The sequence below is a fragment of the Bradyrhizobium sp. U531 genome (genome assembly GCF_051710265.1).
Lineage (GTDB): Bacteria > Pseudomonadota > Alphaproteobacteria > Rhizobiales > Xanthobacteraceae > Bradyrhizobium.
In genome coordinates, this window is the sequence record NZ_JASVEN010000002.1 from 784,328 (window position 1) to 809,747 (window position 25,420).

Sequence of the window (25,420 nt, forward strand, 5' to 3'; positions counted from 1 at the left end):
AGCGCGTGCCTCAGGCCGCCACCGCCTGCGCCGCCAGGAGCTGCTTCAATTTCGCCGCCGGCACCGCCGGGCTGAACAGCCAGCCCTGCATCTGGCTGCAGCCGAGCTGCCGCAGCACCTCGCGCTGGGCTTCGGTCTCGACGCCTTCGGCGGTCGTCGCCATGCGGCGCGCCGCGGCCATGTGCACCACGGCCTGCACGATCGGCGAGGAATCCTCGGGTTCGCCGATGTCGCTGATGAAGCTGCGGTCGATCTTGATCTTGTCGAACGGGAAGCGGTGCAGATAGCTCAGCGACGAATAGCCGGTGCCGAAATCGTCGAGCGCGATGCGCACGCCGAGCTCGCGAAGCTGCTGCAGGATCGTCAGCGCCTCCTCGTCGTCGCGGATCAGCACGGTCTCGGTGATCTCGAGCTCGAGCCGTCCGGGCGCAAGCCCTGACTCCGCAAGCGCCGCCGCGACCTTGAGCGCCAGCGTTCGCGAGCGAAACTGCACCGGCGAGACGTTGACAGCGATGTGGATCTGGCCGGGCCAGGAGGCGGCCTCGCTGCAGGCCTGTCTCAAGACCCATCCGCCGATCTCGCCGATCAGCCCGGTCTCTTCCGCCACGGGAATGAAGTCCGCCGGCGAGATCATGCCGCGCTCCGGATGGCGCCAGCGCAGCAACGCCTCGCAGCCGGTGACGACATTGGCGGCGAGATCGACCAGCGGCTGATAGTGCACCTCGAACTCGCCGCGCGCCAGCGCCTGGCGCAGATCGAGCTCGAGCTGGCGTCGCAGCCGCGCCTTGGCGTCGTATTCAGCCGTGAAGATGCGATAGGTGCGGCGCCCCTCCGTCTTCGCCGCGTACATCGCGAGATCGGCGCGCTTGAGCAGGTCGTCGGGATTGTCGCCATGGTCGGGCGCGATCGCGATGCCGATGCTGGCATCGGTCGGGATGTCCTGGCCGTTGCAATTCACGGGGATGCGCAGCGCCTTGAGGATGTTCTCCGCCAACGCGGTCAGCTCGGCCGGGTCGCGCGTGCCGGTCTTGACGATGGCGAACTCGTCGCCGCCGAGCCGCGCGACGAGGTCGTTGCCGGACACGCAGGCGCGCAGGCGGTTCGCCACCTGGCGCAGCAGCTCGTCGCCGACCTCGTGTCCGAGCGAATCGTTGACGCCTTTGAACTCGTCGACATCGATGTAGAGGATCGCGAACGGCTTGCCGTCAGAGAGCTCGGCGACGCGCCGCTCCAGATGCCCGCGCATCATCACGCGGTTGGGCAGGTCGGTCAGCGCGTCGTAATGCGCCATGTGGGCGATGCGCTCGTCGGCGCGGATGCGCGCCGTGACGTCCTCATGGGTCGCGAGCCAGCCGCCGGCAGCACCGGGCTGGTTCTTGATCTCGATCAGGCGGCCGTCACTGGTCTCGACGATGGTGTTCTGCGTGCTCCCGACATGGCTCAGGATATCGTCGCAATAGGACGCGACGTCGCCGTGGAACGATCCGGTGTCGTGGCGATGCCGGATCACGTCGCGGAACGCGGCGCCGGGCTTCACCACGTCGGTGGACAGGCCGTACATCTCGATATAGCGCCGGTTGCAGACGATCAGCCGCTCGTCCTGATCGAACATCAGCAGCCCTTGCGTCATCGTGTTCATCGCGGTGTCGAGCCGCTGCTTCTCCAGCGAGAGCCGGTTCGTCACCTGGCGGAAGATCAGGAACAGCGTGAGCACCAGAAGGCCGATCGAGAGCACGGCGATGGTGACGAAGAATTTCGTCTGGGTGCGCCACGTCGCCAGCGTCGCGTCCAGCGACTTGGTCGCGACCACCACCAGCGGTTCGCCGGCGAGCAGGCGCGAGGCGACGATGCGGTCCTTGCCGTCGATCGGGCTCGCAAGCTGCATCGAGACGAAGGTGCGCTCGAACACCGCCATCTGCTCCGGCGTGCCGTTGCGGAAATTCTGGCCGATCATCGCATCGACATGCGGAATGCGCGCGAGCAACTGGCCGTTCTGGTGATGCATCGCGATCGAGGAGCCTTCGCCGAGCCCGCTCGAGGCGAAGAAGGATTCGAGCTGATCGGGCGCGATCGCACGCGAGACGATCCCGAGGAATTCGCCGTGCGGGCCGGAGACGCGCCGCGCGAACACGATCGCCGGTCCGTTGCCGAGCCGGCCGGGCACGACCTCCACCTCTTCCTGCGCGGCCGGATCGGTCTTGAGGCGGTGGAAATAGCCGCGATCGGCGACCGAGATGTCGGCCACGGGCCAGCGGCGCGACGAGTTGATCAGCATGCCCCTGGAATCGAACAGGTTGGCGCCCGCCACGTCGGACCAGCCGCTGGCCTTTGCACGCATCACTTCGTGCATGGCCAGCGTGCCCATCTCGCTGCGGAACATTTCGGCGGATTCGATGCCGCGGCCCTCGAGCTCTGTGATGATGCTCTTCTGGAGCACCGCAAAGTCCTCGAACTCGCGGTCGAAATGCCGGGCCAGCAGGCGCACGGAATTTTCAAGGCTGTCGCGGCCGCTCTCGATCGCGTTCTGCCGGAAGCGGTCGACGGTGAGCGCGGTGCCGACGGCCGTCGCGGCCATCAGCACGAAGCCGCCGACGATCAGCCATGTCAGTGGCGCTCCCCGCCAACGACGGAACAACGCGCGCATGCGCGCGGTCCATCGGATCGATGTGCCCATGCAGCCCTCCCGTGGGATGCAAGATGCAGCAAAACCGAAAAGACCCCGTTACCATGCAGGGTTAGGGAAATATGAATCGGAGTGGAATCAGTGGGTTGGTTTCCTGCGCGGGAAGTCTCATAGGGGTCGGCGAAGGCGCGCTCTTGGCGCGCCGTGCCCACGGTCTGTCCGTGATGGAGCGAGGTGGTGGGCACGCTTCCGCCTTTGCTCTGCGAGCTACGGCGGACAAGCCGCTTTGCCCACCCTACGAAGCTAGGAAGCGGCACTCACCGCTTGATCTCCCAGTTCAACGCTTCCGCATTGCCCTTGGCGAACATCCTGGGGACGTCGAACTTGCCGGTCTGGAGATCATAGCGGCATTTCCAATCCGCCAATCCCTTCACGGCGACGTTCTTCGGATGCTTGTCCATTGCGCCCGACAGCGAGATCACGAGGTAGCGGTTGTTGGGCCAGTCGACGCCGAGCCAGCGATAGGCGCTCTCGGTGCCTTTCATCAGATTGGCCGAGATGTGGTAGTCGAGCCTCATGTTCCCGGTGTCGGGCCGGCTGTGGAAATAGGCCCAGGCGAGGTCGCTGAGCGACTTCTTCGTCGCGGTGACGAAGGCGCCGTTCTCGACATGGTAGAGAAACAGATCCTGCGAGCCCGAACCGGTCTTCTGCATCCGCACCAGCCATTGCGAGTCGCTGGTGAAGCGGAAGCCGGCGCCATAGCCCTGCTCGGGCTTCAGCTCCGTCATCCGGTCGCCGCGCCGCGCCCAGACCTGCCATTTGACCTCGAACAGGTCTTCGCTGTCCTTCATGTACTGCTCGAGCTTGGTGGCGCCGTCGGGCGAGGTGAAGGCGAGATCGGCATTGTCGGTGAGGACGTAGCCCGGCGACGGGCCGGAGGCTGAAAGCGCAGGGGAAGCGGCGAGCGTCAGGGCAAGCGCCAGCCATTTGGCGGGACTGCGAAATGGGGTCACAGGAAAATTCCTTAAAAAATGCCGCGGTGCGGCCTCGGTGATTTGACGCCCGTGGGGTGGCGCCGGTTCATCCCAGGCTCGCCGAACGGCGCACTCATCCCATCGACCGTCTTGCTGCCGCTGCCAAATCGGCGCAATTTGCCGGCCTCGGTTGATTTGCCACCCAGGGTTTTTCCGATGATGACCGCATCCAAGGCCTTCATTGCTCTCTGCCTGCTCGCGCTGGTCGGCACGGTGCTGGTGATCGGCCCGACCGAGCTGCGCCGCATGCTGCCGGACGGCAGCAAGACCGTCGTCGCGGCCAAGCCGGAAGCCAAGGTCGAGCCCAAAGCGGAGGCCAAGGTTGAGGCCAAATCTGAAGCCAAGCCTGAAACCAAGCCTGAAACCAAGCCTGAAACCAAGACCGAGACGGCCGAGCTGAAGCCCGAGCCGAAACCGGCGGCGCAGGAGCAGCCGAAGCTCGCCGCCACCGCGCCGCCGGCGCCTGCCGCAGGGCCTTCACCGGCACCGGCCGCCGAGCCGAAGGTCGGCCTGCTGGCCGAGACCGAGAAGCTGGCCACGGCGCTGCCCGATCTCGCCCCGGCCAAGCCGCCGGCAGCGGTCGCCGACACCGGCCCGCGCTTCGACGTTGCCCGGGTCGACGATCATGGCGAGGCCGCGGTGATTGCGGGCCGTGCCGTGCCGGGTTCAAAGGTCGAGCTGTTGCGCGACGGCAAGCCGCTCGATACGGCGATCGCCGACGCCTCCGGCCAGTTCGTGATGACCCCGCCGCAGCTTCCCGCCGGCTCCTATGAATTGACGCTGCGGGCCAAGGCGCCCGATGGCACGGTCGCGCAGTCGGGCCGGACCATGCCGGTGACCATTGCCGAGGCGGCGCCGCCGCCTGCACGCCCGGCGCCGGTCGCGCGTCAAGAGACTAAACAAGAGACTAGGCAGGCCGAGAAGGCCGATGACAGATCGGACGTCGTGGCTGCCCTGCCGTCGGGCTCGCCGCGACTGGCTTCGGTGCCCGACAGGGCGGCCCGATCAAAACTGGTCGCCACGCCGAAGCCCAAGGTCCTGGCGCGGGTGCCCGCCGCCACGACGGTTGCGTCGGCCTCGCCGGCCGACGCGCTTCACACGCCAGCGGCTGAAGCCGGCGGCAGCCGGGTGATCTCGCGTGGCGACAGCCTGTGGTCGCTGAGCCGGCTCGCTTATGGCGACGGCGCCCGCTTTGCCGTGATCTTCAACGCCAACCGCGACAAGATCCACAACCCCAATCTGATCTATCCCGGCCAGACCTTTGTGATGCCGCAGAAGACGGAGTGAGCCGGCAAAGCAGGATTGCGCCGGTCCCGTCACGGATCGCCCGCGACGCCTTGCCCTGTGTGTCCCTCCGGAACAATTGGTTCCCTCGCGAGTCATCCACATGCGACGCAATGCGCGCGTGGGCAGCCGGGAGGAGGCCGAATTGGTCAGGTCAGCGGTCTTGCCGGGACGCATGGGACTGGCGCTGACGGGCGCGACCATCTTGATTGCGGCCGTGCTCCTGCCTGTGAAAGCCGAGGCGCAGTTCGGATTGCGCGGTGGCCCGCTGGGCGTTGCGCGCTTTGCCGTCGGTCACGTCATCGGCCTGTCGCGGCTGCGCCATTCCCGCATGGCGGTGCGTAGTGGCCGATACCGCTCCGCAGCCTTGAGGTCGCAAGACCCGCGCGGGGCCGTGCGTGGCCAGGCTGCCAACCCCTACGTCCTGCGCGCGGCGCTCACGGCGCAAGCCGCGCTGTCGGGCTGGCGCGGCGGCCGCCGTCCGCAAGGCTGGTGGCGCCATCCCGATGGCAGCTACGGCTGGGCCGGCCCTGTGTTCTGGCCCTTCGCGCATGACGATCTCACCAATGCCGTGGTGCTCGGCGATGCCACCAGTGTTTCGCTCTACGGCTATAGCGATATCTACGCCGCGATCTTCGCGCCCTATGCGGCGACTGAGCTTGCGGCCTACACCGGCCCGCAAGGCCGCCGCGGGCGGCGCGTGCCGAGTGCGGAGAGCCTCTGCGAAGCCAGCGACACCGGCGGCCTGCCCGTCGATCGCATCATTGCGGCCGTCACACCGAACGAACTGCAGCGCACCGCGCTCGACGAGCTCGCATCCGCCTGGACCAATGCGCGCGACACCATTGCCGTGGCCTGTCCGGCGCAGGCTCCCGCCACGGCAGCGGAGCGCCTCGGCCTGATGCGCGAGCGCCTCGAGGCCATGATCAAGGCCATCGACGCGGTGGCCCCGCCGCTTGCGAAATTCACAGATCTGCTCGACGACGATCAGAAGGCAAAGCTCGAGGCGCTCGGCCAGGATCGCCGCGCGGCGCTGGTGGCGATGCAGCGCAAGGCAGCTGGCAAGGACGCGAGCAAGGATGCGCAGGCGTCGAATGCGTGCAGCGCAGACAGCGATCCGCGCTATGACGAAAAGCTGCAGCGTCAATACGAGCAGCTCGTGCAGCAGCAATGGCCGGCGGGCGACATCGCCACCACGCTCCGCCTCGACGAGGTCGCCCGCGCCCGCTTCGAGGTGCTGCAGGACACCACGCTGCGCACCATGGAAACGCTCAGCGCCTGCCCGTCACCGCCCGCCGCGACCCCGCAGGTCCGCCTCACCGCCGTCAAGGCGCGGCTTCAGACGATGCTGCAGGCCGTGAACGGCGTCACCGACGCACTCGACGATTTCGAGGCCGACTTGAGCGACGAGCAGAAGGCGGCGTTCGAGGCGATCGGCCCGAGGCGGGGTGCGTGATCAGCCGCACGCCCAGTCGAACTTCATCTCCTTGAAGTCGAGCTGGGCGTTGCCGCCGCCGAAATTGTAGCCGCCGAAATATTCCTCGAACTCGATGTAGAACGGGCTCATCTCAGGCACCGCCTGGCACGGCCGCATGGTGCCGCCGAGATGGTTTTGCGCGTGGTCCTTGCCCCAATCGTGCAGGCGGAAATTTTCGCGGCTCGGCACGCCGCCAGTATAGTAATAATAGGGCTGATAGCCGGTTGGCGGATTGCTGCGCGTATGCTCGTCCTGCGGACCCTTGCCGGCATTGGGATCCTCCGCGCGCGGCGCGATTGCGATCGCGCGCGTCTCGCTGAGATCGGCGCGCGGCGGCGCGGCAAACATCTTTTTGGCATAAGCGGGCGCAGCCTCGACGAAGGCGCTGGCGCCGCCGACATCAAGCCAGCGCGGCCGGTCGGCCGTCGCCAGCGCGAGCGGCGCGGGCGGCCTTGCGAACGGACCTTCATATTCGGCACGCGTCAGCAGCAGCGCGGCATATTCGTAATCGAGGATGTCGGTCATGCGCGACAGCCGCGGATGCGCGGGCAGCGCCATCATAGCGGTCCGGACTTCGGGATCATCGGGTGCGCCGCCGTCATTGTGATCGGGCGCGGTGGCAAAGAACGACACCGCAACGATATCAGCGCCATGCACGCGATAGTCTTCCGGCAGCAGCAAGGTGAAGCCGTGCATCAAGGGATAGCCGGTGACGGGATCGAGCGGCCATTGCTCGCTCGAAATGCCCGGCGGCAACCCATAGACCCAGCCCTGGTCGCGCGCACGGTCAACCGGCCGGTCCAGCATCTGCAGATCATACGCACGCGAAGGCAAGGCAAGGTCCACAGGTGTCTCCCATCGAAACCGCCTCGCCGTTGAGGCGTGGGTTAGTCGCGAGGAAGAGGGATGTGGTTCGGGCAAGGAGACCGCTCCGCCGGTGTTTTGCCCGGCGAGCCAAAGAGCATTGTGGTCAGCGTCTGGCCGCCCGCGTAACTCTCTGATCTTGCGGGCCTCGTCTACTGTGCATGGGGTTGTTTTTCAAATTTTGCGGCCCGTAGCCCGGATGGAGCGAAGCGCAATCCGGGGCCTTCGTCGCTCGTGGCACGACCCGGATTTCGCTTCGCTCCATCCGGGGCTACAGGATCGTCAAGGCCGCTACCCCCGTCGCCGCAGCGCGGAGGCATCCACCACATTGTCGACTTCCTCGCGCCAGCTCAGGATCTCCATCGCCAGCACCGGATGATTGAAACCCTTGAGCTGGAGATCGTCGAGCGGCTGGGCTTCGACCCATTGCTCGACGATGCCGTAGACGCGGCGGCTGACCACGATCTGGTTCGGCTTGGCTTCGCCGCAGAGGCGCGAGGCGAGGTTGGTGACGCTGCCGATCGCGGCATATTCCAGCCGCTGCTCGAAGCCGACCTGGCCGAGCGTGGCATAGCCGACCGCGATGCCGATGCCGAAGCCGAGGCTGTGCCCGCGATTGCGCCAGCGCTCGGTCAGGGGGCCGATGGTGTCGCGCATCTCCACCGCCATCTTCACCGCGCGCTGGGTGTGGTCCTCGAACTGGATCGGCGCGTTGAACAGGATCATCACGCCGTCGCCGGCATATTTGTCGAGCGTGCCCTCGTATTTGAAGATCAGCTTGCCGAGGGCTGCGTGATATTCGCGCAGCACGTTCATCGCCTCTTCCGGCTCGGTCGCTTCCGTGAATGCAGTGAAGCCGCGCAAATCGCAGAACACCACCGTCACCTCGCGGCGCTGGCTGGTGAGCAGCCCTTCCGGGCTGTCGGAGGAAGCGATCAGCTGCGCCACCTGGGGTGCCAGGAAACGCTCGAGCTTGCGGATGCGCTCGATCTCGCCGAGCTGCGTTTCGACGCGCTCCTCCAGCGACTTGTTCCAGTCCTTGAGCTGCTCGGTCTGCTGCTTGAGCTTGTCGGACTGGGCGCGCACGGTTTCGTTCGCCGTCTCCAGCGCGTGGCTTTTCTGGTCGACCTCGGTGAACAGCCGCGCATTGCGCATCGCCAGCACGGCCTGGTTGGCGAAGGTGCGCATCAGGCCGATGATGCTGGGCGCGAACTCGCCGCCGGCGCGGCGCAGCACCACCAGCGAGCCGAGCGTGCCCTGCTGGTCGACCAGCGGGACCACCAGCACCGAGTGGAAGCCGGCCGCGATCGCGACCTCGCGCAGCGGCTGCTCGGCGGCGTGCTCGAGATCGGCAAGCGCGATCGGCTCGCCGCTCCTGGCGGCATCGCTCAGGATGTTCTCGCCCTCGTCGATGGTGACGTGCGGGCCGTCGGCGGATTTGTCGATGCCGCCGGACTCGACCAGGTTGAAGCGGCGCTGTTCGGCGTCGAAGCCGTAGATCAGCACGGCGTCGGCATGGGTGATCTCGATCGCGCGCGCGGCGATGGTCGGCAGCACGGCGTTGAGATCGAGCGAGGAGGCGACGGCGCGGCCGACCTCTTCCAGCACCTTCAGCTCGTTGATCGACTGAGCGAGATCGCGGGTGCGTTCCTCGACCTTGGTCTCGAGGTTCGAATAAGTCTCCTGGATCTGGCCGGCCATGCGGTTGAACTGGCCGGCGAGGTCCTCCAATTCGTCCGAAGTGTGCACGTCGATGCGGTGGCTGAAATCGCCTTCGCCGAGCTTGTGAGCGCCGTCGCGCAGCGCCGTGATCGGGATGATCATGCGGCGCGCCAGCAGCGTGCCGGCGAGGATCGCGACCATCAGGCCCATGCCGATCAAGAGCGCGATGCGAACCAGCTGGTCGCGGATCGGCATCAAGGCCTGCGTGGTCGGCTGCTCGAACAGCACGCTCCAGCCGAGCTTCGGCACGGTGCTCGCCGCGCTCATCACCGACTGGCCGTTGAAGTCGGTGCCGGAGCTGTCGGGCTCGCGGCCCGGCGCGATCGCGGCCGCGACCTGCGGCAGCTTCGACAGATCCTTGCCGACATCGGGGCCTTTGGACGACGTCGCCAGCACGCGGCCGCGCGGATCGACCACATAGGCAAAGGCGGCCTTGCCGACCTGGGCATCGGACAGGAAGTCGGAGAGAAAACCGAGATCGATCTCGGCCACGGTGACGCCGGCGTTGAAGCCGGAATGCGCCACCGAGATCGACATGTAGGGCGTCCGGTCGGCGAACCAGGCCGGCGCGTAGCTGACGCCGCGGGCGACGGTTTCGGTGAAGCGTATGTCGCGGGAGAGGTCGGCGTTGCTGCCGGTCGTGGTCGACTGGCGCGAGACGCGCAGCACCTCGCGGCCGTCGCCGTTGAGCTGGAATAGCTGGTTGACCACCGAGACCTGGTGCAGCAGCTGGGCGTAGTCGGCGCGGCGTTTTTCGAGGGTGTCCTGGCTCGCCCGCGTCACCCAGCTGATCTGGCGATCGAGCTCGGAGATCGACTGCTCGATCCGCCGGGCCGCGGCTTGCGCCTTGTCCTCCAGGCCGTCGGTCAGCTGGGTCCTGGTGGCGCGATAGGAGATCCAGGTCTCCATCGCACCGTTGACGGCGAGGACGAACACGACGAGGCCGACGAGGGAGACGACATATTTGGCGAACAGGCCCTCGCGCAGAAACCGTGTCTTGTCGTTCGCTCCTGCCATCCCGATCCTCTCGCGCCATCGACGCCGGCGCTACGGGCCGTAGGCCCTTGCAAGGCCGTTCTACCACATTTTGCTCCGGAGGACTGCCGTCCGGCCGGCGTGGTTACCTGCTTTGGACCGTTCGGACGGGTGGAAGAGGGGGGAATTGCCGCCGTCTCATCCGTTCGGAGGAAGCCGCGGGCGGGGAGGCTGATGTAAGGGGATTGCCGTGGAGTTCAGCCCGCCCGTCCGCCCATCACCGGTTGAAGAGTTGCCGCAGCACGTCGTTCATTGGCTGACTGTCCTGCTGCGCGACCGGCGGGTTATCCAGGGCTGGAGCCGCGTCCGGAGCTGCAGGCGAGGTCTGCGGTGCCGGTATGGAGGATGTTGCGGGCAGGCTGCGGCTGCGGCCGCTGCCTGGCGCGGCGCCGGTGCTGCTTGCCGCGCCATTCCCGAGTCCCTGTTGAATCAGATTTCCGATCGCCTCGCCCAGGGGACCGCCGAGCAGATTGTTCTGGCCCGGCTGCTGGGCTTGCGGATGGGCGGTGCCGGCCGCATTGCCGCTGTTCGGCGCAGCGCTGCCGCCGAGACCGAGATTGCTGCCGAGGCTGCCGAGGAGGTTGCCGAGCCCGGCGCCGTCGGGGCCGAACAGGCCCTTGCCCATCTCGCGCAGCTTGGCATAGGCAGCGTCCGGATTGTCGAGCATGCCGGCCATGTCAGGGTAGATCCGCGGCGCCGACCAGGGGCCGGTGATCATCACGGGGATGCCGAAGCCCACCGGCTCGTTGGCGCGGCCCTGGCCCTGTGTCGTCATCACCAGCTTCGGCTCGACGCGAAAACCCATCATCTTGGTATCGAGCGCAATGGTGCCGGCGCCGGTGACGCGCACGAGCGGCCCGATCAGATTGAGGTCGGTCGTCACCGCCTGGCCCTTGTCGATGCGGAAGGAGGCCGAGAGCTGCGACAGATCGGTGCTCTGCTCCTGGCTCGGGCTCTGGGTGTTCTGCCAGCCGGACAGCGTCCCCGTCGTCAGCGAGCGGATCATTTGGGCGACATTGATGCCGCGGATGGCGCCATCCTGGAAATTGACGAAGGCGGTGCCCTGCATGTTCGCCATCAGCGCGCGCTGGCTGGTGCCGGCGCCGCGCAAAGCGATCTTGGCCTGCAGCTTGCCGTCGATGCGGTCGAATTCGGCAAGGCCCTGCAGCAGCGGCAGCGCCTGCACGCCGACGAGATCGGAGTGCATGGCAAAGCTCGGCGCGCCCGTGGTCGCGTCCAAAATCACTTCGCCCGAGACCTGGCCGCCATAGGCGCCGAGATTGGCCGTGCCTGCCTTCAGCACGCCGCCGGCGAGCTTGGCATCGAGCGCCAGCGGCGCGAGGCGCGCATCGCCGATCACGGCCTCGTTCGCGGAGATCCTCACCTGCGCATCGACGTAATTGAGCCCGGACACATCGATTGGCGCATTGCTCCAGGGTTGCCCGGCCGCGCCTTCCGGCGTTTTCGCCAGCGGAACCGCAAGCCGCTGGAAGTCGAGGTCGACCTTGACCAGCGGCTTGCTCGCGATGTCGACCGAGGCCCAGCCGTTGAAGCTGCCGTCGCCGAGCCGGCCATTCACGCCGTTGATCATCACGACGTCGCCGTTCATCCGCATCTCGGCATGACCGGTGAGCTGGGACTTCAGCACGTCGGGCATGTCGATGGCGAACTCCACCGGGATCGTCGGCCGGTCGGCCGGCGGCGCCGGCGTGGTCGCCTTGATGTCGAACTTGGTCGGATGGTCGCCGACGCGCGCGGTGCCGGTGACATTGACCTTGCGGTCGCGGCCAACGACCGCGTCGGCGTTGATGGCGCTGATGCGGCCCTCGACGCGGTCGCGCAGGCGGGAGAATGCGACTTCGCCGTCGGTGATCTTGACGTGCTCGATCGACGCGCCGTCGAAATCGACCGCGAGCGGCTTCGACGAACCTCCCGCATTCGGCAGGCGCTCACGCAGCAGCGGCTGGTAGAGCACGGGACGGGTGACGATGAGCTCGCTGACCTTCGGCCGGCCCGACCAGACGCTGGAGAGCGACATGTCGGCCTGCACGCTGTCGATCGTCAGGCGCGTGATGCCGCTGCGGTTCTTCGGGTCAAACAGCGCGAGATCGTTGAGGGTGACATTGAGCGTCGGCCACAGGCTGATCTTGGTGGTGCCGTCGATCGTCAGGCGATAGCCGGTCGCGCTCTCGACGCGCGCGGCGATCGTCGAGCTCAGGAAGCCCGATGGGATCCCGACCACCAGAAGGACTGCGATCAGGATGATGACGACGGCCAAAGCCGCGCCGGTGAATTTCACTGCTCTCATGTCGACTTTCCAACGACGGACAATCGGCGTCGAATCCCGCAGAATGCCGTCCTTTGCACCATCCCTCACGCCTTGAGTTTATCCCCGGACGGGAAGCGGCTCCAAGCGCGTAAAAATAGTCAGGGGGTGCTGCAAAATTATGTGACTTATGACACACTTCCCCGGCGCGGTTTTACGCGATCCTGATGTTTCAAACGATTTGCCGAGACAACCGACAAGACAACTGACCAGGACGTTCACAAGGACATTGAAATGAGCAAGCAGGCCGAATTTGCGGTCATTCTGAAGATGAACGCCATGTTCGCGGATCTCGGGACAGACGAGCTCCAGCGGTTGTCCAATCTCTGCCACACCCAGCATCTGGGGAATGGCGAGGTGCTGTTCCAGAAGGGCGATGCCGGAGACGCGCTGTTCGGCGTGCGCCGCGGCCAGGTCCGCATCGAGACCGGCGCCTCCGACGGCAGCCGGCTGACGCTGAACTTCATGGGACCGGGCGACCTTTTCGGCGAAGTGGCGGTGCTGGATGGCCAGAACCGCACCGCGGATGCGACCGCGGGCGAGGTCAGCGAATTGTTCGTGCTGCGGCGCGAGGATTTCCTCAGCTTCCTCGAACGCGAGCCGAAGGTCGCGATCAAGATTATCGGATTGCTGTGCCAGCGCATCCGCTGGCAGAGCGAGCGCATGGAGGAATCCATGCTGCAGCCGCTGCCGGTGCGCCTGGCGCGCCGGCTCTGTGCGCTCGCCGCCGATTTTGGTTCCGAGGTCCACATCTCGCAGGAGCAGCTCGGCGTCTTCGTCGGCGCCGCCCGCGAGAGCGTCAACCGTCAGCTCCAGGCCTGGCGCAAGGAAGCGATTTTGGATCTCCAGCGCGGGCGCATCCTGCTCCGGAACATGACCAAGCTGACGGCGATCGCGCGGAACGAGTAGAATCAAGTGATCGGGAGCCTGCGGCGGCGAACACGATCCCGGTCAACGGTGATGATGCTGCCCTGAATTTCGTCCTCGGTCAGGGCGGACAGAATTTCTGCGAATCGGGTCCGTACGCCTGCTTCTGTCCAGCTACCGCCTCGGAAAAGAATGAGACTTGGGCTGTCACTGCCTGCAGCGGCAATCAGTCGAGGATAGTCGAGGTCTGCGGTGACGACCGTGCGAGTCTCTCGCCGGGCATATGCGATGATTTCAACATCACTCGCAGCATGAAGTCCGATCGCCGAGGCGTGGACGGCGTCATGCCCTGTCTCCGTGAGCCAGCGCGATAGCGCCGGCGAGAGCGGCATGTCGATGAGGAATTTCACTTAGCCGGGACGAAGGGGTGCAACTCGACGGCCTCATCCTCAGCAAGGAAGGCCGCGTAGCGCAAGGCTTCGTCGATGTCTTCACGTTCGAGATACGGGTAGTCGTTCAAGACGGATTCACGGGTCTCGCCGGCTGCCAGCAAGCCGAGCAGCCGTGCCACGGGAAACCGCAGCCCGCGAATACAGGGCTTGCCGGTGCAGATCGCGGGGTCGATCGTGATACGCGCAAACGTCATAAGCACAACATAGCGTTGGCGCCCGCCTTCCGCCAGTACGTGACCGCGGCCTTTCGAACCCTACTCCGCCGCGGGGTGCACGATGGCCTTCGGCGCCGGGCCTGCTTCGGCCGGTGCCGCGCCGTGATGGCCGCCAGTCTCGGCATCCTCGCTGTGCACGATCAGCCGCTTGGCGAAGCGCCAGATCAGGGCGCCGAGATCGTCCATCACCATGAACATCGCGGGCACGAATACCAGTGACAGGATGGTCGAGAAGATCAGGCCGCCGATCACCGCGAGAGCCATCGGCGAGCGGAACTCGCCGCCCGCGCCGACCGCGAGTGCGCTCGGCATCATGCCGGCGGCCATCGCGATCGTGGTCATCACGATCGGACGGGCGCGCTTCATGCCGGCGTCGATCATCGCCTCGTCGCGAGGCTTGCCCGCATTGATGGATTCGATCGCGAACTCCACCAGCATGATCGCGTTCTTGGTGACGATGCCCATCAGCATCAGGATGCCGATCCACACCGGCGTGGTCAGCTGCTTGCCGGTGAGGAGCAGGGCCGCGATGGCGCCGCCGATCGAGAGCGGCAGCGAGAACAGGATGGTGATCGGCTGCAGGAAGGTGCCGAACAGCAGCACCAGCACGGCATAGACCATCATCAGGCCCGCGGTGATCGCGGTGGCGAAGCCGTCGGACAGCTCGTTCAGGCTTTCGGCGTCGCCGGAGGGCGAGACCTTCACGCCCTTCGGCCGGCTCTTCATCACCGGCAGGTCGTAGATCTTCTTGGTGGCGTCGCCGAGCGCGGCGGAGCCGACGAGGTCGGCGGCGACGGTCGCCTGCCGCTCACGATCGTAGCGGTTGATGCTGGTCGGACCCTGGTCGAGCTTGACGTCGGCGATGACCGAGAGCGGCACGCCGCCCTTCTCGCCGTGCTCGCCGAGCGGCACGCGCAGCTGCTCCAGCGTCTTCAGATTTCCGCGCGCGGCATCCTCGAGCTGAACGCGGATCGGCACCAGGCGGTCGCCGACGTCGAACTTGGCGAGCGCGGGCCCGACATCGCCGATGGTGGCGACACGGATGGTCTGCGACAGGCTCTCGGTCGAGACACCGAGCCGAGCGGCGAGATCCGCGCGCGGTTCGACGCGCAGCTCGGGCCGTTCCAGCGTGGTCTCCGAGATCACGTTCGAGATGGTCGGGATCCGCTTCATCTGCGTCGCGAGCTCGCTCGCGAAATTGTTGACGATGTTGGCGTCCACGCCGGTCACGACCAGCGAGATGGCGCGCAGGCCGTTCTCGTCGAGGAACCAGAAACGGATGTCGGGGATGTTCTCCAGTTCCTGGCTGATCGAGAATTCCAGCTCGCGCTGGGTGATGTCGCGGGAATCCTTGGGCGTGTAGTTGATGATCAGAGCCGCGCGCCGGACTTCCTGCGTGCCCGGCGGGACGCGCCCGCCGTCGACGAAGATGCTCTTGACCTCGGACCGCTTGCGCAGCCGCGCGACGATGTCCTCGGTGACCTTTTCGGTATAAGCGAGCTGGGTGCCCGGCGGCAGCTCGAGCGCAAGCAGCGAACGCGCGCTGTCCTGCGCCGGCAGGAAGCCCTGCGGCAGCAGCGTGATGCTCCAGATCGAGGCGGCGAAGACGCCGAAGCCGACCAGCACCGTGATGAAATAGTGCTTCACCGACCAGGCCACGATCCGATGGTAGGACCTCAGCACGCGGCCGGGCGGCGGCTCTTCGTGATTGCCATGCTTGAGGAAGTAGGCGGCGAGCACCGGCGTGACGAAGCGCGCCGCGAGCAGCGAGAAGAACACCTGCACCGAGACGGTGATGCCGAACTGCTTGAAGAACTGTCCGGCGATGCCCGACATGAAGCTGGCGGGTGCGAAGATCGCGATGATGGTCAGCGAGATTGCGATCACCGCGAGGCCGATCTCGTCGGCGGCCTCCAGCGCGGCACGATAGGGCGATTTGCCCATGTTCATGTGCCGGACGATGTTCTCGATCTCGACGATGGCGTCGTCGACCAGAATGCCCGTCGAGAGCGTGATGGCGAGGAAGCTGACGAGGTTCAGCGAGAAGCCGAGCAGGTCCATCGCCCAGAACGCCGGGAAGATCGATAGCGGCAGCGAGATCGCGGCAATGATGGTGGCGCGCAGGTCGCGCAGGAACAAGAGCACGATGACGACGGCGAGGATGGCGCCTTCGAACAGGGTCGAGATCGCCGCGTGGTAATTGCCGTTGGTGTATTCGACCGAGGTGTCGATCACCTTGAGGTCGACGTCGGGATAGGCGGCCTTGAGCGCGTCGACGCGCTTCTGCACGGCCTCGGCGACCTTCACGTCGCTGGCGCCCTTGGAGCGCTTGATGCCGAGCGCGACGATCGGCTCGCCGTTGAAGCGGGCGAAGGTGCGGCGGTCCGCGATGGTGTCGGTGACGGTACCGAGATCGTCGAGCCGGACCTCGCCGCCGCCAAACAGCGGGATCATGGTGCCGGCGAGATCGCTCAGCGTCTTGGCGCCGGCAAGCGTGCGGATCGCCTGGTCGTTCTTGCCGATCTCGGCGCGGCCGCCGGCGACGTCGACATTGGTGCCGCGCAGGCTCTGGCTGACATTGACCGCGGTCAGGCCCATTGCCTGCAGGCGGTCGGGATCGAGAGAAACCAGAATCTCGCGCTCGACACCGCCGATGCGCTCGACCTGGGCGACGCCGCGCACGCCCTGCAGCGCGCGCTTGACCACGTCGTCGACGAAATAGGAGAGCTGCTCCGGCGTCTTGCCGGGCGAGATCGCGGCATAGGTGACGATCGGCAGGCCGATGACGTCGACGCGCTGGATCAGCGGCTCGGTGACGTTCTGCGGCAGGTTAGAGCGCACACGCGTCACCGCGTCCTTGACGTCGTTGAGGGCGCGGTCGGTGTTGGTCTCCAGCGCGAACTGGATCGTGGTGACCGACACGCCGTCGGTGATCTGCGAGGTGATGTGCCGCACGCCCTCGACGCCGGAGACGGCGTCTTCGACCGTCTTGGTCACCTGCGATTCGAGCTCGGTGGGCGCCGCGCCGAATTGCGAGACCACGACCGAGATCACGGGAATGTCGGCCGACGGCAGCCGCGTCACCGCGAGCTTGGTGAAAGACACCCAGCCGAGGATCAGCAGGATGATCGAGAAGACGACCGACGGCAGCGGATTGCGGATCGACCAAGCCGAGATATTGAGAGCCATCAGCGTACCCGCGTGCGATCGAGTTCATCGGCGAACATGGTCTTGATCTGGTCGCCGTCATGGAGTGAAGAGCCGGCATCGGCCACGACGATTTCGCCGACGTCGAGGCCTTCCAGGATTTCCGTGGCGCTGTCGGACGACAGTCCGACCCGCACCTTGCGCGTCTCGATCGTGTTGCCCTTGACGACCTGAATGGTGAGATGGTCGATCGCGGTCTTGGGGATCGAGACGCCGCAGCTTCGCTTGGCGTCGATCGAGGCGCGCGCGAACACGCCGACCTTCAGCGAGGGATTGTTGGTGACGCTGATGCGGACGCGGCCGAGCTGCGTGGCGCGGTCGATCTCGGGCGCAACCAGCCGGACCCGGCCGATCAGATCGGGCGCGTCGTCGCGGCTGATGCGCACGGTTGCGCCGGCGCTCAGCTTGGGCATGTGCACCGCCGGGACCTGGGCATCGAGCTCGATCTCGTTGTTGACGGCGATGCGGAACATCGGGCCGGCCTGCGGCGATGCGGGCGCGCCGACGATGGTGCGGACTTCGGTGACGAGGCCCGCCGCCGGTGCCTTCAGCGAAACCGGACCCTGCGGGCCCGGACGCTGCGGCTGGCCCGGAATCTGCGGCGGCGCGGTCAGGCGCGCCAGCTCCTGATTGTCGGTGACCATGGCGCCTTCGGTGACGAAGAGGTCGGTGACCTTGGAGCCCTCCTGGTCGGCGATGACCACGGCCTCGCGGCGCGGCACGAAGAAACCAGTCACCCGCACGAGGTCGGAGAAGCAGGCATTGGTCGACTTCGTCACGATGACGAGCGCCTCGCTCTGCGTCTCCTTCGGCTCCGGACGCTTCCGATGCTCGAACAGGTAATAGCCGACGCCGAGCGCGACGACGAACACGATGGTTCCGGCCGGCTTGAGGTATTCGGAGAGCTTCATCGCCGGATCATCCTGGCCTGGCTCACGGCCATCCGCGCGCGGCCTATGAAGAGCGTTTCCCTGAAATAAAGCGGCGTCCCGCAAGGCTGCGGGACGCGCTTCGGAAGCGAGACTTTACACCACATCACGACTGGTCATTCCAAGGGATTGCGTCGTGCTTACTTCGATGCGGTGGTCTTGTTTTCCATATTGACGACCTGCACGCGGCGATTGACCTCTGCCATCGGCTGGGCCGGATCCTTCAGCTTGCTCTTGCCATAGCCGACGGTGACGAGGTCGGTCGCGGAGATCTTGTACTTGTCGACGAGGTAGCGCTTGATCGAATCCGCGCGGCGTTCCGACAGGTCCTGGTTGTAGCCTTCGCCGCCGGCGGCGTCGGTATGACCGGCAACCACGAAGGTGGAGCCCTGCAGGTCCGGGCTGGTCAGCGCGCGGCCGAGCGCCTGCACCGACGACATCGACTTGGCGCTGATATTGGCGGAGTTGTAGTCGAACGTGATTTCGAGATCGATGTTCGGCTTGTCCTTGGCGACGGAGGCGATCTCCTCGCGCTCGGTCGACGACAGCGAACGCGTCGAGCGGCCGCGGACCGACTGGATCAGCTTGGTCTCCGCGGCATTGGGCGCGGGATCGGCTTGCGGGGCGCCGATCGACAGGCCGCGGGTCAGCGGCTTCTTCGGCGCCGGCGCCAGTGCGCGGACGATGTCTTCCTCGGTGACGTTCTTGCTGTTGCCGTCATCGCCGGCGAAAACGGGAGAGGCCGGCAGCGACAGGATGATGCCGAGAGTGGCAATGGACAGGATCGCGGTAAGTCCCTTTGCAGCCGATTTCATAGCCAGTCCCTCCTGCGCAGCGCGCTCGCGCGGTTCGAAAATTCCTGCAATCAGCCTCCCGGAGAAGGCCGCCTGCGGCATCCGTTTGTTAGTCTTTCCTGAGCCGCCAAGGTTCGAGGCGCCGCCGGCCTCAACCCAAAAAAATACTAGCGTACTCCGTAGCTTGCGAATTCCTGAACGATGTTCGGATCCATCGCCTTGGCATTGGCGATGTCGAGGGCGCCTTCCTGGGCGGAGCCGTTGCGCTGCTTGGCGAGGCCGCGTCCGTAGAGCGAGGAGGTCAGGCGCGGATTGATCTTCAGGGCCGCGTCGAAATCGGCGATGGCGTTCTTGACGGCGCCCGACTTCAGATTGACGAGCCCGCGGCTATCCAGCGCATCGACGAAGTTCGGCCGCAGCCGCAGCGCCTCGTTGCAATCCTTCAATGCGCCCTGGAGATCGCCGACCACGGTGCGGGTCCAGCAGCGGTTGTTCAGCGCCTCGACGTCCTTGGTGTTGATCCGGAGCGTGTCGTCGAAATCCTTGATGGCGAGATTGTAGGCGCCCTTGCTGGCATAGACCTGGCCGCGCCGGTACAGCGCGTTCACGTCGTCCGGATTGGCGGCAATCTTGGATGTCAGGCTCTTGATCGTGGGATCGTCAGCCAGCGCGGCCGCGCTGGGTCCGGTGTCCATGCTCGGCGCCGGGGTAGTCTCGGGCGGCAACACCGGAGGCGGCAACACCGGCGTGGGCGGCGGCGGAGGCAAGGCGGCTTCGACCTGCGGCTTCGGCGCGGGGGGCGGCGCAGGCGGTGGAGGAGGAGGCGCAGGTGCCGCAGCGGTGTTGGCCGGCTTCTGCGGCGGAGGTGGAGGCGGTGTCGGTGCGGCGGGCGGTGCCGGCGGCGGGTTGTTGGCGACGACCGGCGGCGGGGCGGGAGGCGCAGGCGGCGCGGCAGGTGCCGGACGCGATCCGCCGCCTCCCGGGCTGAACGAGAAATCTTCGGCCAATGAAGAGGATATCCACGGCACCTGCTCGCCGCGCGAAGCCCGCGTGACGCCCATCTTGGTGCGGTTCAGGGTTTCCTCGGCCATCAGGTCGGGGACGCGGATTTCCTTCAGAAGCTCCTGGACGAACAGGCTGTGGTCGCCGCCTGCGTCCGAGACCACGGAAGCGAGGGCGGCCGAGTACATCACCAGCGTGCCGTTCGGCGCGATCACCGGGGTCAGGCCGGCCGAGAAGCTGCGGAACCGGCGCTCGAACGGGTTGCGCCTGGAAGCGTCGATCAGCGCGATCTTGACCCCGGCGCCGCGGGTGTTGAGCTCGCCGAGGACGGTTTCCAGGCTGACACCGTCGCGACGCACGTCGGATTCGGTCCAGATCTGCGCATCGATCGGTAGCATGTAGCTCTGGCGCGCCGACTGGATGCCGAAGCCGCTGAAGAACACCAGCGCCACCGATCCCGGCTTGATCTTGCCGTAGAGCTTGTCGAAGGCGCGGCGCATGCCTTCGCCGGTCAAATTCTCGGCGAGATCGACCGCAAAGCCGTCGCGCTTGAGCTCGTCGGCGACGTCACGGGCATCGTTGAGCGGTTCCTTCAGCGGGGCATCCGCGTCCGGATATTTGGCGTTGCCGATCACCAGCGCAAAGCGGTCACCGGCCGCGAGCGACGGGGCGGTCGGGACGAGTGAGATGAGCAGGGGCAGAAGAAAAAAGAAGCGAATTTTCATAATCAGCGCGGTCCAGCCAAAAAGGCGCCGTTCCCAGCTTGCGCCGCGGCGACCTTAACTTACGCTTCCTTCATTATCAAACCGGGGGCGGGGGGCGTCAACCGCTTGGAGATTCGGCGTTATCGCGACGATTGACCGCAACGCCGGAACGGGCCGCAAGGGGAATAAACGGGTTCTCATGGTTGTGCTCGACGCGATCCTGTTGCCGGCATGTTAGGGCAGGCATCGCGACGAAAATGTGATTGGTCTCACATAGAAGGCTTGGCTGCCCTCGCGCTGCGAGGCGTTTGACCTTTGCGGCTGACAATGGCTTGTTGTGCAGGATCGTCCCGAAGATCCACTCAGAAAAGCAAAGCCAAAAGCAAGAACCATGGGAAACGTCTACGAAATCTACGCCCTGCGCTACGCGACGATGTCGCCGCGCACCCCCAACATGAACTTCCTGGCGCCCGATCCGCATGACACCGCGGCGCAGGACCTCGACTATTTCGTCTGGCTGATCCGAGGGAACGGCCGCGAGATCCTGGTCGACACCGGCTTCAATGCGGAGGAGGCCAGCGCGCGGGCGCGCAAGCTGACGCTCAATCCGGTCGACGCGCTGGAGCGCTTTGGCGTTGCGGCGTCGAGCATTCGCGACGTCATCGTGACGCATCTGCATTACGACCATGCCGGCAATCTCGATCGCTTTGCGAATGCGCGCTTCCATCTCCAGGAGCGCGAGATGGCCTACGCGACGGGACGCTGCATGTGCAACGGCCTGCTGCGACATCCGTTCTCGGTCGAGCACGTCACCCAGATGGTGCGCCATGTCTATGGCGAGCGTGTCACCTTCTATTCGGGTGACGGCAAGGTCGCGCCCGGCGTCACCGTGCATCGTGTCGGTGGTCATTCCGATGGCTTGCAGGTGGTCAAGGTCGAGACCGCGCGCGGCCCCGTGGTGCTGGCGTCCGACGCCGCGCATTACTACGCCAATCTGCAGCGCAAGAGCCCGTTCCCGATCGTCTACAATGTCGGCGACATGGCGATGGGTTGGGAAACGATCGAGCGCCTCGCCGGCCATCCCGACAGATTCATCCCCGGCCATGATCCGATCGTGACGGAGATCTATCCACGCGCCAGCGACAAGGTGGACGCCTGGGCGCTGCACCTGCCGCCGTCGCGGTCGTTTGCGAAGTGACGATGTCGTCACTTTGGAGACAGATTTGATCACCGGCCTCACGCCGATCCCGCAGCCGCGGCCGTCGCGCACGACGACCTCGTCTTTAACGTCGCGGCCGCGCCTGACCCGTCAGACCCGCGTGGCGACGGCGGCGAAATAGGTTTCGGCAAGTGAGGGTCGCAACTTTCGTCGCTCGGGGTGATGTATAGCATCGGCCCAGGATGCGCGATCGTGCACGCCGATTGACGTATTCATCCGTCATTTCTAGGTTGTGCCTGACATTCACAAGGTGTTCGGCGTGCTTTCAAAACTCAAAAACCTTGCTGCTGACGCCATGAAAGGCGCCAGCGAGCATTTTTCTAAAGCTTCCAGGGCAATTGCCGACCTGGCCGCGAGTCTTGCCGACCGCGCCGCGGCCGCCGCTGACCTGGGCCGCATTCTCGATATCATCGAGATGGTCCCGGGCGTCAGTTTCGAGAAGCCAGAGCCTGATGCCGATTATCTCAATACGCTGCTCGCTGCGGTGCAGATGGGCCAGCTTACGCTGGCCGTGCACTACCGCGAGCAAACCGAAGCTAGCGTGGTGCGCTTGCATCCCGTCACAACGGTTGAGGCCAATGCACTGACCGGTTCAGACGATAAATTTTCCTCGATGATCCTGGTCGACGGTGAGAACGACAAGCCTGCCATCCAGATGCTCATGAACACCGAGCATCTGGCAGAGAATTATCGGTACGTCACTGCCGATACCCTGGTCAACGCATTGGCTTTCCCGATCGAGAATGTCAAAGGCGGCTTCATCATTGCCAGGCCGTTTCGTGCAATCGCGCGACCGATCGCAGGATGGCTGCTCAACATCATTTTTGATCAGGGTGAGAAATTACATCGCCGTTTCCGCGGCAACCGCGCCGAAGATCAGCCGCAATCACCGTCGCTATCAGCGGAGGAGGAAACCGGCGCGGCGAGTGTCTCGATCACGCCGGAAGACAGTGACGTCCAGGCTCCGGTCTCCGATCGAGCCATCGACGACCAGCCGCGGAATGATGGCGTGAATTGATTGAACAGCGCTGAGGGCCGCGCGCTTCGTCTCATCGCCACACGCTTCAGCCCTTGAGTGAGAGCCGGTCTGTCAGCCAGCGCCACTAATACGCCTGCTTGGCGTCGGCTTCCTTGCTGGTCTGGATCAGATCGAGACTCTCCTCGATCTTGCCGAGCAACGCCGAGAGCTGCTTGCGTTCCTGCGGGGAGAGGCAGGCGAGGATTTCATCTTCCCGCCGCAGCAAGCGCGGGAACAGTTCTTCGTAAAGCGCGCGGCCCTTCTTGCTCAGTTGCAGGCGGAATTCGCGGCGGTCGGCTTCGTTCTCGACCCGCTCGATCAGGGCCTCGTTGAGCAGCATGGTGACGGCGCGGCTGATGGTGGATTTGTGGGTGCGGGTGCATTGCGCGATGTACTGCGCGCTGCAGGCATCGTTGCGGAACCCGAGCGTGGCGATCACGCGCCAGGCCGGAATGTCGAGGCCGTGCCGATCCTCATATTCGACCGAGAGCGCGGAACTGACCTCGGCCGCGAGCCGGTTGAGGCGGAACGGCACGAACTTGAACAGGTCGAGCCGTGCCTTTGTCCGCACCGAGGCCTCATCGGCCTCGCGCGTCTTCAGGGCGATATCGCCAGATGTCCTAGCCAAGGGAGCGCTCCGAATTCCAGTTGACGGCCGGCCGGCTCCGGTCCAAAATAGTTGCACGTGAGACTATCTAGCAGATCAGTGCTCTCCTGACCATAGCCGAGGTTCGCGTATGGCGCAGGCCAAGACACTCCAGGCCACGACGTATCAGGCCAAGACCCAGTTCGGCTATCGCCGCCATTCCGATCAGGACCGCACCGGCCAGAGCCCGGCCGAGCATCCGGTCGTGATTGTCGGCGCCGGGCCGGTCGGGCTGTCGCTGGCGATCGACCTTGCCCAGCGCGGCCAGCGCGTCGTCCTTCTGGATGACGCCGACCGCATCGGCGAAGGCTCGCGCGCGATCTGCTTCTCGAAGCGGTCGTTGGAATATTGGGACCGGCTCGGCGTCGGCGACCGCATGGTCGCCAAGGGCGTGGTGTGGAGCGTCGGCCGCATCTTCCACGGCGACTCCCAGCTCTATCAGTTCAACCTGCTGCCCGAGGACGGCCACAAGCGGCCGGCCTTCATCAACCTGCAGCAATATTACGCCGAGGCCTATCTGGTCGATCGCATCCAGGATTTGCCCGAAATCGACCTGCGCTGGCGCAACAAGGTGACGGCGCTGGAGCAGCGCAACGACGGCGTGGCGCTGACGATCGAAACGCCGGAGGGCGCCTATCGCCTGCATGCGCAATACGTCATCGCCTGCGACGGCGCGCGCTCCTCGCTGCGGCAGATGGTCGGGGCCGAGTTCGCAGGCCAGGTGTTCGAGGACCAGTTCCTGATCGCCGACGTCAAGATGACCGCGGAATTCCCAACCGAGCGCTGGTTCTGGTTCGATCCGCCATTCCATGCCGGACGCTCCGCGCTGCTGCACCGGCAGCCCGACGACGTCTGGCGCATCGATCTGCAGCTCAACCGCTACGCCGATCCCGTGGTCGAGAAGAAGCCGGAGAACGTGCGGCCGCGGATCGCGCGCATGCTCGGCCACGACAAGTTCGACTTCGAGTGGATCTCGCTCTACAAATTCCAGTGCCGGCGGATGGATCGCTTCATCCACGGCGGCGTGATTTTCGCGGGCGATTCCGCGCACCAGGTCTCGCCGTTCGGCGCGCGCGGCGCGAACTCGGGACTCGAGGACGCCGAAAATCTGTCCTGGAAGCTCGATCGCGTGCTGCGCGGCATTTCGCCGGCAAGCCTGCTGGAGAGCTACCACACCGAGCGCAGCATGGCGGCCGACGAGAACATCCGCGAATCCACCCGTTCGACAGATTTCATGGCGCCCAACTCGCATCAGGAGGCGCGGCTGCGCAAGGCGGTGCTGTCGCTCGCCAAGGAGACCGAGTTCGGCAAGCGCATGGTCAATGGCGGCCGGCTGTCGGTGCCGTGCAGCTACGAGACGCCGCTGTCATCGCGCGATGCGGAGACGTGGCGCGGCGGGCCGCCTCCGGGCTGCTCCATGCTCGATGCGCCAATTGCCGAGCAAGCTTATCTGACGGATGCCTTCCGCACGGGTGGAACGGGCTTCACCCTGCTGTCGTTCAGCAATGGTGCCGCGGTCGATCCGCCCGATGGCGTCAAGACCATCCGGGTCGGTGGCGGAAGCGGACTTGCCGATCCAGCGGGCCTCGTCGCCAGACGCTATGATGCAGAGCCCGGCACGGCCTATCTGCTCAGGCCCGACGGCTATGTCGCGGCGCGCTTCCGGCATCCAACGCGCGAGGCCATCGCCGCGGCGCTGTCGCGCGCCCAAGGTCTGAATTAAAGGCCTGAATTGAAAGGTTCGAATCGAGGATTTGCATGCCGTTGTCCACCAGCTCCAATTTCGCGCGACCCGACGATGCCTTTCGCGCGATCGTCGAAGCGCATCGCGGCTTCACCGACGAGCAGAGCGCCGATTTCGACGCGGCGCTGGTGCTGATCCTCGCCAACCATATCGGCGATATCGACGTGCTGCGCGAGGCGATCGAGCTCGCCAAGCGCCGCATGATCGATGGCCAGCAGCAGCAACAGCAACAACAATAACCCCAACACCAAAGGACTG

At 65.6% G+C, this 25,420-nt stretch carries 20 protein-coding genes; 7 read left to right on the forward strand and 13 right to left on the reverse strand.

The features are described from left to right. Positions 1-10: 10 nt before the first annotated feature. The 3 genes from QRQ56_RS15580 to QRQ56_RS15590 all read right to left on the reverse strand — a co-directional run bounded on the left by QRQ56_RS15580 (position 11) and on the right by QRQ56_RS15590 (position 3,839). The gene (locus tag QRQ56_RS15580) at positions 11-2,674 is read right to left on the reverse strand and encodes a bifunctional diguanylate cyclase/phosphodiesterase (RefSeq protein ID WP_438741263.1); all 2,664 of its coding nucleotides are present in this window, start codon (positions 2,672-2,674) and stop codon (positions 11-13) included. 266 nt (positions 2,675-2,940) lie between these two features. Further along, positions 2,941-3,636, reverse strand: a complete 696-nt coding sequence (locus QRQ56_RS15585) for a hypothetical protein (protein WP_438741266.1) — start codon at positions 3,634-3,636, stop codon at positions 2,941-2,943. 11 nt (positions 3,637-3,647) lie between these two features. Next, a complete protein-coding gene (locus QRQ56_RS15590; RefSeq protein WP_438741268.1) occupies positions 3,648-3,839 on the reverse strand; it encodes a hypothetical protein in 192 nt (63 codons plus the stop codon). Here QRQ56_RS15590 and QRQ56_RS15595 point away from each other — a divergent pair. Both QRQ56_RS15595 and QRQ56_RS15600 read left to right on the forward strand, forming a co-directional pair. Next, entirely contained in the window at positions 3,814-4,944 is a 1,131-nt protein-coding gene (locus QRQ56_RS15595; protein ID WP_438741270.1) for a LysM peptidoglycan-binding domain-containing protein, read from the forward strand. The genes QRQ56_RS15590 and QRQ56_RS15595 overlap by 26 nt on opposite strands. A 172-nt stretch (positions 4,945-5,116) precedes the next feature. Beyond that, positions 5,117-6,397, forward strand: a complete 1,281-nt coding sequence (locus QRQ56_RS15600) for a Spy/CpxP family protein refolding chaperone (protein WP_438741489.1) — start codon at positions 5,117-5,119, stop codon at positions 6,395-6,397. Here the strand turns inward: QRQ56_RS15600 and QRQ56_RS15605 are convergent, their stop codons facing one another. The 3 genes from QRQ56_RS15605 to QRQ56_RS15615 form a co-directional block, all read right to left on the reverse strand. Next, positions 6,398-7,264 carry a hypothetical protein gene (locus tag QRQ56_RS15605; RefSeq protein ID WP_438741272.1) on the reverse strand — a complete coding sequence of 289 codons (867 nt, stop codon included), beginning with the start codon at positions 7,262-7,264 and terminating at the stop codon, positions 6,398-6,400. Positions 7,265-7,573: 309 nt separating this feature from the next. Beyond that, on the reverse strand, positions 7,574-10,021 hold the full coding sequence (locus QRQ56_RS15610; protein WP_438741274.1) for an adenylate/guanylate cyclase domain-containing protein: 2,448 nt from the start codon (positions 10,019-10,021) through the stop codon (positions 7,574-7,576). A gap of 235 nt (positions 10,022-10,256) precedes the next feature. Continuing rightward, positions 10,257-12,347: an AsmA family protein gene (locus tag QRQ56_RS15615; RefSeq protein WP_438741276.1), complete on the reverse strand. Its 2,091-nt coding sequence runs from the start codon at positions 12,345-12,347 to the stop codon at positions 10,257-10,259. A 252-nt stretch (positions 12,348-12,599) separates the two neighbouring features. Between QRQ56_RS15615 and QRQ56_RS15620 the strand changes: the two genes are divergently transcribed. Continuing rightward, complete coding sequence (locus QRQ56_RS15620; RefSeq protein ID WP_438741278.1) at positions 12,600-13,274, forward strand: Crp/Fnr family transcriptional regulator; 675 nt, start codon at positions 12,600-12,602, stop codon at positions 13,272-13,274. A gap of 2 nt (positions 13,275-13,276) precedes the next feature. Here the strand turns inward: QRQ56_RS15620 and QRQ56_RS15625 are convergent, their stop codons facing one another. The 6 genes from QRQ56_RS15625 to QRQ56_RS15650 form a co-directional block, all read right to left on the reverse strand. Further along, positions 13,277-13,642 carry a DUF5615 family PIN-like protein gene (locus tag QRQ56_RS15625; RefSeq protein ID WP_438741279.1) on the reverse strand — a complete coding sequence of 122 codons (366 nt, stop codon included), beginning with the start codon at positions 13,640-13,642 and terminating at the stop codon, positions 13,277-13,279. Next, on the reverse strand, positions 13,639-13,878 hold the full coding sequence (locus QRQ56_RS15630) for a DUF433 domain-containing protein (RefSeq protein WP_438741280.1): 240 nt from the start codon (positions 13,876-13,878) through the stop codon (positions 13,639-13,641). The genes QRQ56_RS15625 and QRQ56_RS15630 overlap by 4 nt, the downstream gene beginning before the upstream one ends. 60 nt (positions 13,879-13,938) lie before the next feature. Continuing rightward, complete coding sequence (locus QRQ56_RS15635; RefSeq protein ID WP_438741281.1) at positions 13,939-17,088, reverse strand: efflux RND transporter permease subunit; 3,150 nt, start codon at positions 17,086-17,088, stop codon at positions 13,939-13,941. Continuing rightward, positions 17,088-18,017: an efflux RND transporter periplasmic adaptor subunit gene (locus tag QRQ56_RS15640; RefSeq protein ID WP_438741282.1), complete on the reverse strand. Its 930-nt coding sequence runs from the start codon at positions 18,015-18,017 to the stop codon at positions 17,088-17,090. Before QRQ56_RS15640 ends, QRQ56_RS15635 begins: the two co-directional genes overlap by 1 nt. Positions 18,018-18,175: 158 nt before the next feature. Next, entirely contained in the window at positions 18,176-18,850 is a 675-nt protein-coding gene (locus QRQ56_RS15645) for an OmpA family protein (RefSeq protein ID WP_438741284.1), read from the reverse strand. Positions 18,851-18,996: 146 nt separating this feature from the next. After that, positions 18,997-20,556, reverse strand: a complete 1,560-nt coding sequence (locus tag QRQ56_RS15650) for a caspase family protein (RefSeq protein WP_438741285.1) — start codon at positions 20,554-20,556, stop codon at positions 18,997-18,999. 370 nt (positions 20,557-20,926) lie between these two features. Between QRQ56_RS15650 and QRQ56_RS15655 the strand changes: the two genes are divergently transcribed. Together QRQ56_RS15655 and QRQ56_RS15660 are read left to right on the forward strand one after the other, a co-directional pair. After that, complete coding sequence (locus QRQ56_RS15655; RefSeq protein ID WP_438741288.1) at positions 20,927-21,733, forward strand: N-acyl homoserine lactonase family protein; 807 nt, start codon at positions 20,927-20,929, stop codon at positions 21,731-21,733. Between the two features lie 280 nt (positions 21,734-22,013). Beyond that, entirely contained in the window at positions 22,014-22,772 is a 759-nt protein-coding gene (locus QRQ56_RS15660) for a hypothetical protein (RefSeq protein ID WP_438741289.1), read from the forward strand. A gap of 85 nt (positions 22,773-22,857) precedes the next feature. Here the strand turns inward: QRQ56_RS15660 and QRQ56_RS15665 are convergent, their stop codons facing one another. Further along, positions 22,858-23,400: a MarR family winged helix-turn-helix transcriptional regulator gene (locus tag QRQ56_RS15665; RefSeq protein WP_438741291.1), complete on the reverse strand. Its 543-nt coding sequence runs from the start codon at positions 23,398-23,400 to the stop codon at positions 22,858-22,860. A 109-nt stretch (positions 23,401-23,509) separates the two neighbouring features. On the opposite strand from QRQ56_RS15665, the gene QRQ56_RS15670 reads away from it, so the two are divergent. Further along, on the forward strand, positions 23,510-25,141 hold the full coding sequence (locus QRQ56_RS15670; RefSeq protein ID WP_438741293.1) for an FAD-dependent oxidoreductase: 1,632 nt from the start codon (positions 23,510-23,512) through the stop codon (positions 25,139-25,141). Positions 25,142-25,176: 35 nt separating this feature from the next. Next, positions 25,177-25,401, forward strand: a complete 225-nt coding sequence (locus tag QRQ56_RS15675; RefSeq protein ID WP_438741295.1) for a DUF2783 domain-containing protein — start codon at positions 25,177-25,179, stop codon at positions 25,399-25,401. The last annotated feature ends 19 nt before the right edge of the window (positions 25,402-25,420 follow it).